We start from the raw sequence: 5,330 nt of genomic DNA on the forward strand, positions 1-5,330 counted from the left end.
ACACGACATAAAATGGTACTCGCCGAAAAAAGCGGAGCGCTCAAACACATGGCAAAAACCCTCAAAAATAACGGCTCCGTATTACTGATGATAGATCAAGGAAGTAACGCCAAATATGGAGTATCCGCCAATTTTTTCTCTCATGATGCCTATCACTCATCAACCGCAGCTCAACTTGCCAGTAAATTCCATTTTCCCATTGTGGGCGTTTATATCACGAGTGACGATGAGAAACACTACACGATTACGTTTGAAGATCCTATCGAAGTTGAGGGAGAGGGTTTAGAAGCCATTTTAGAAGCGACCCAAAAGCAAGTCAGTGCCCTCGAACGCTTAATACGAAAAGATCCGAAGCTATGGTTTTGGTGCCATAAACGATGGAAAGGGGAGTATAAAGAGATTTATACTGCCGGATAAGCCGCTTTAAGCGCTTCGTATAACCCCTCAGGAGTCATATCGGGATTCGCTTCCCACGCATTTTTCATCACCGCATTATCTTCTGCACCGTTCCACATTTTGATGTAATGTCCCTCTTTATACCCGTGGTCTTGACGGAATTGGTTGAGGATGTTTTTGCCCACATACAAACGATACAACTGCGTCTCATTTAATGCGCCCAAATAGGTCAAATCGAAAAACTCTTCGATCAATGCACCGATCATTTCAGGGGAGAGAGGGATGAGCGAAAGACGCATCACATTTTCGATTTTAATCATCAACAGATCATCAGCTCCAAAAGGAAGCGGTGTATCACTGATAAGCTTTTGATACTCCGGCGTTTGAAAAATTCGCGTTGCCAATTCTTCGATACTCTCTGCACCGCTGTTATAAGTAAATTCCAACACCAAACTCATCACAAAATGCCACACATCGACAATCTCGATTTGGAGATTATCATAATCGGTTGCTTGCGCAATGCTTTTCCAGTGTTTCCATCCGAACGAATCGATCATCTCCGCCGATTCCATAGTAATACATCGACGCCAGTTAATCGTTTTGCCGTTTTTGGTGGTCCCTTTTTCCCACCCTCTCCCATTAGTGGCATCGTTCAATGTTTGTTGCAATTCGAGCATACAGAGCAATTTATTCATATCTATCCTTTAAAAAGTTTCTAATTATACGCTAAAATTCCACCCATGCAAAAGATTATCTGTCATAAATGTATCTACTATTTTGTCACATGGGAAGCCAATCAACCGCACGGATGTAAAGCATACGGCTTTAAAGCAAAGATGATCCCCTCAATGGTCGTCCAAAATTCGAGCGGAAAACCGTGCAGCTACTTTACCCTTAAAACTCCCGTCTCCAAGTAACCTTTTTCCCGAACCCCAAAGTGTTATCGGTCATTTTGACCTCATCGAGCCGTATCATCCATAATGTCGGATTCATGACACGTGCGTAAGGGAACGCATCGAAATAGAAGCTTTTTAACCCATCGGCGCATTTCTCCATTTCCCCTGCAAACTGTATCCCCTGAATTTTCCCCACCGTTTTGGTCTCCAGCGCAACCGTTCCCGCGACATGAAGATTTTGCGCCACATTGCTCATGTGTTCGGTCGTCTCATCAGAAGCGACAATAAACGAGACTGTTTTAGGATCATACGCATAAAACATCGAACAGCACCATAACCGCTTCCCCATTGTTGCCAAGGAGAGGAGATGATGTTCTCCTATGAAGCGCTCTATTTTTTCAATCATTTAAAGCCTTCTCTAACCGATCCAACGCATCACCAAGCACCGATGTCGGTACTGCAAAGTTAAGGCGCATAAAACCGCTCCCCTCTTTCCCGAAGCTCAGCCCCGGACTCAGCCCTAACCCCGCTTTGTGAACAAAAAACTCTCGCAGTTCTCGATCCCCTAATCCAAGCGCTCTGCAATCTAGCCATGCCAAATAGGTCGCTTCAGGAGGGCGAAACTTAATCGCAGGGTATTCTGCCACCCACGCTTCGATGAGACTGGCATTAACCCTTAGATGTTCTAATAGTTTTTGATGCCACTCTCCCCCCTCAGCGTACGCGGTTTCAAATGCCACATGTGACAATACCGCACCATCTCCGAAATGGACACGATGTGCCTCTTCTTCATAGTGTTTTCGCATCGTTTCATCGACGATACATACTGTCGAGATCGAAAATCCCGCCATGTTAAACGTTTTCCCCGGTCCTATCAGCGTGAGTGTATTGTTTAAAAGCTCATCAGAGAGTGACGCGATCGGGATATGTTGGTGCGGTGCGAAGACGATATCGGAGTGAATCTCATCGCTGATGAGGCGGATACCGTGTTCCAGACACAATGTTCCCAATGCCAGAAGCTCATCACGGCTCCATACCCGCCCTATCGGATTATGAGGGGAACAGAGTAATAGCAGTTTAGTTTTCGGTGTGATTTGAGTACGTAGACGCTCGATATCAAAACGGTAAATCCCTGCGCTATCTTGTTTCAATGGATGGAGAAGTAAGGATCGGTTATTATCTTTTACCATACTGTAAAACGGGGGATAAACGGGATCCATCACGATCACTTCATCCCCCTCTTCGCTGAATGCACGGATTGCACATCCGATAGAAGCAACGACCGAAGGGGAGTAACTGAGCCATTCGCGCTTTATCTCAAAACCTTGATGCTCTCTCATCCACCCAATCTGCGCTTCGTAGGCGCTATCGCTCATAATCTCATATCCGAGTATCGGATGGAGGAGTCTTTTTTGAACCGCATGGATCACACATTCAGGGGTTGCGATATCCATATCGGCGACCCAAAGGGGCTGAACCTCTTGGGTATGAAAAAGCTTTTCTCTCAGGGTATATTTTTCGGCATTAGTACCACTGCGATCAATAAAACGAAACTCATCCATACCGTTTTTTCCATACACTAAACATCCGTTCAATCCGCTCATTTTTTTCGGATTCACACTCACCCTCGCTGATCACGTAGCGAAATCCGGCGTGCTGGATAAAATGACGACGAAAGGCGTACCGTGATTCTCGGAGTATCTCATTCCCCGTCGATATCCACGATCCCCCTTTGATAAGGTTATGCCGACCATCAAACGTCGGCTCTGAAAAATCATCGTACCACGGATGAGTTATAAACCCCTCAAACCCGTCCATCTGCGTTTGGGTCCATTGCCATACATTTCCTACGACATCATAAAGCTTTCCATGAGCAAAGGTATCTACAGGAACAGAAGAGGCATAGTGGACGAGATTGATGTTGGCACGTGAATCGTCAAACACCTCTTCATCCATCCCCCCCTCTTGTACCATTGCTCTGTGCTCCGCTTCGGTAGGGAGGCGATAGGTTTGCCCATCTTGGGCACTTTTCCATCGGCAAAATGCTTCTGCTTCGAGGGCATTGACCTCAACCGGCCAGTTATAGGGCATATCGATCTCGTGAGTCAAAGAGCGGTATTTATAACTCCCATCCACTTGTAAAACCCAAAATGGCGGACACGTCGCGTTACGGATTTGTAGATAACGCAATCCCTCTTCATCCCACCAACGATCCACCCCGTATCCGTTTGCCATCACAAAATCCATAAACTCACCGTTACTGACGAGATATTTCGAGACGTGGAACTCTTCTACACTCTCTACCGCATTGCCGTATTCGTTATCCCACCCGTACAACCCTTGGTCTTCTGAGCCTTTACCGAGTATCACTTTTGATGCAGTAAAAGAAACCAAAGCATTTTCAGGAGTATCTCCATGAATCGGACAAATCGGAAAATCCGCATGAGGGAGGACAAATTCTAATGGCATCTGACGATGCAATACACTCGACGTCTCAATATGGATACGTTCATGCTCAATCCCCATCCATATCGCCCACAATGGATCTTCTTTAGTAATGGGAAGCTTCATCGGAAGTGTGGCAATCATCTCATCCACGAGATGACGGACTTTTTGTCGATAAGTGCGCACTTCATCGATACTCGGCCATTTCAGAGAATCGCTGCTGGCATCCCATGTCATCTCATCGACACCGACGGCAAACAGCTCTTCGAAATGGGGGTTAATACGCTCTTTTAATGCACCGGAAGCAACGAGCTTGTTGATATAAAAAATCGCCGTATGTCCGAAATAAAAAATCATCGGATGACGGGTGGGTTCGGATTGAAGGTAATAAACGTCATCCGATTTCAAAAGATCGAACAGGGATTCAAACAAATCGTAGCTTTGATGGAAATAGGCCCTCAACTCTTCACGTTTATGGGTAGTATCATTTCCCTCTAATCGTACCGACTTCATCTGTCTTTTTAACACACATCAATCCTTATTTCGACTTTTAAAGTATTTTATCCAAATTAGCTCGATCTCTTAATTTCCGATAGATACAAAGCGATTTCTACCATTTTCTTTTGCTTGATACAACGCTATATCCGCTAGCTTTACCAATTCTTGCGGCTGATTCTCTTCATTAGGAACAACACTTCCAATACCGAAGCTTAATGTTATCGGCTCCAATTTGACATCCCTATATTCAAAACCATCCATTTTCTTTAAATTAGTTTGAATATTGATACAAACCTCTTCAGCAGCTTGAATAGTTGTGTCATACAAAATTATAATGAACTCTTCCCCACCATATCGCGCAATAAAATCGGTATCTCTTTTTAGTGATATTTTTAAAAAGTGGGCAACATCTTTTAAAACGAAATCTCCTACGATGTGTCCATATTTGTCATTAACATGCTTAAAATAATCAATATCACACATGATTATGGATATAACGGCATTATTACGTTTGGCGAATCCCCATATATTCTGCAAATACTCTTCAAGGTATCTTCGATTAGGAAGCTGCGTGAGTGAATCGGTCGTGGAAAGCTCTTGCAGACGCAAATTAGCCACTTCCAATTCTTTTGTCCGTTCCTGTACTTTTGTCGCTAATGATTCATTTAATTCATCTAATTGGGCAGCATACGTACCGATTTTAGCAACCATCGAAATAATAGCATTATGAATAATACCGACTTCATCTTGTCTATCTGTTTTGGTAAGGGTAAAATTATTGATTTGAGGATCGTATTGGAAAACATGCTCACTCAGTTTTTTTAAAAATTCAAACTCTTTTCGGGCATAAAAAATGAAAATAGATAAAAGGATAATCGTAATTATCAAAATTCTAATTGCCACCTCTTTGTTCTTTTGCAGCATTACTTTATATTCATGATCGTCAAAATGGAGCGAAACTATTGCGATTTTTTCTCCTGTCACAGGATCTTGAATCGCTTGTTTTATATCATAAAGTGCACAATGTTCTTCTACTGAATTTTTCGAACTATTTTTGTGGTAACTGTAAAGTTTTTTTCCGTATGGATCACTTAG

6 protein-coding genes and 1 pseudogene are annotated in these 5,330 nt (G+C 43.3%); 2 read left to right on the forward strand and 5 right to left on the reverse strand.

What is annotated here, in order from left to right:
* Nucleotides 1-417, forward strand: a pseudogene (locus JZU62_RS04220) (lipid A biosynthesis acyltransferase); the annotation flags it as partial.
* Here JZU62_RS04220 and JZU62_RS04225 read toward each other — a convergent pair.
* Nucleotides 402-1,091 (reverse strand): dUTP diphosphatase, encoded by a 690-nt coding sequence (locus tag JZU62_RS04225; protein ID WP_295012220.1) that lies wholly within the window; start codon nt 1,089-1,091, stop codon nt 402-404. The pseudogene JZU62_RS04220 and the gene JZU62_RS04225 sit on opposite strands and share 16 nt — an antisense overlap.
* 45 nt (nt 1,092-1,136) lie before the next feature.
* Between JZU62_RS04225 and JZU62_RS04230 the strand changes: the two genes are divergently transcribed.
* Nucleotides 1,137-1,313 carry a uracil-DNA glycosylase gene (locus JZU62_RS04230; RefSeq protein WP_295012222.1) on the forward strand — a complete coding sequence of 59 codons (177 nt, stop codon included), beginning with the start codon at nt 1,137-1,139 and terminating at the stop codon, nt 1,311-1,313.
* Here the strand turns inward: JZU62_RS04230 and JZU62_RS04235 are convergent.
* The 4 genes from JZU62_RS04235 to JZU62_RS04250 form a co-directional block, all read right to left on the reverse strand.
* The gene (locus JZU62_RS04235) at nt 1,291-1,698 is read right to left on the reverse strand and encodes a pyridoxamine 5'-phosphate oxidase family protein (RefSeq protein ID WP_295012224.1); all 408 of its coding nucleotides are present in this window, start codon (nt 1,696-1,698) and stop codon (nt 1,291-1,293) included. The two genes, JZU62_RS04230 and JZU62_RS04235, sit on opposite strands and share 23 nt — an antisense overlap.
* Entirely contained in the window at nt 1,691-2,911 is a 1,221-nt protein-coding gene (locus tag JZU62_RS04240; RefSeq protein WP_295012226.1) for a pyridoxal phosphate-dependent aminotransferase, read from the reverse strand. Before JZU62_RS04240 ends, JZU62_RS04235 begins: the two co-directional genes overlap by 8 nt.
* Nucleotides 2,847-4,265 (reverse strand): 5-histidylcysteine sulfoxide synthase, encoded by a 1,419-nt coding sequence (gene ovoA / locus JZU62_RS04245; protein ID WP_295012228.1) that lies wholly within the window; start codon nt 4,263-4,265, stop codon nt 2,847-2,849. Before ovoA ends, JZU62_RS04240 begins: the two co-directional genes overlap by 65 nt.
* A gap of 54 nt (nt 4,266-4,319) precedes the next feature.
* The coding region (locus JZU62_RS04250) for a GGDEF domain-containing protein (protein WP_295012229.1) at nt 4,320-5,330 on the reverse strand (1,011 nt) is incomplete at its 5' end.

The organism is Sulfuricurvum sp. (assembly GCF_019163035.1).
GTDB lineage: Bacteria > Campylobacterota > Campylobacteria > Campylobacterales > Sulfurimonadaceae > Sulfuricurvum.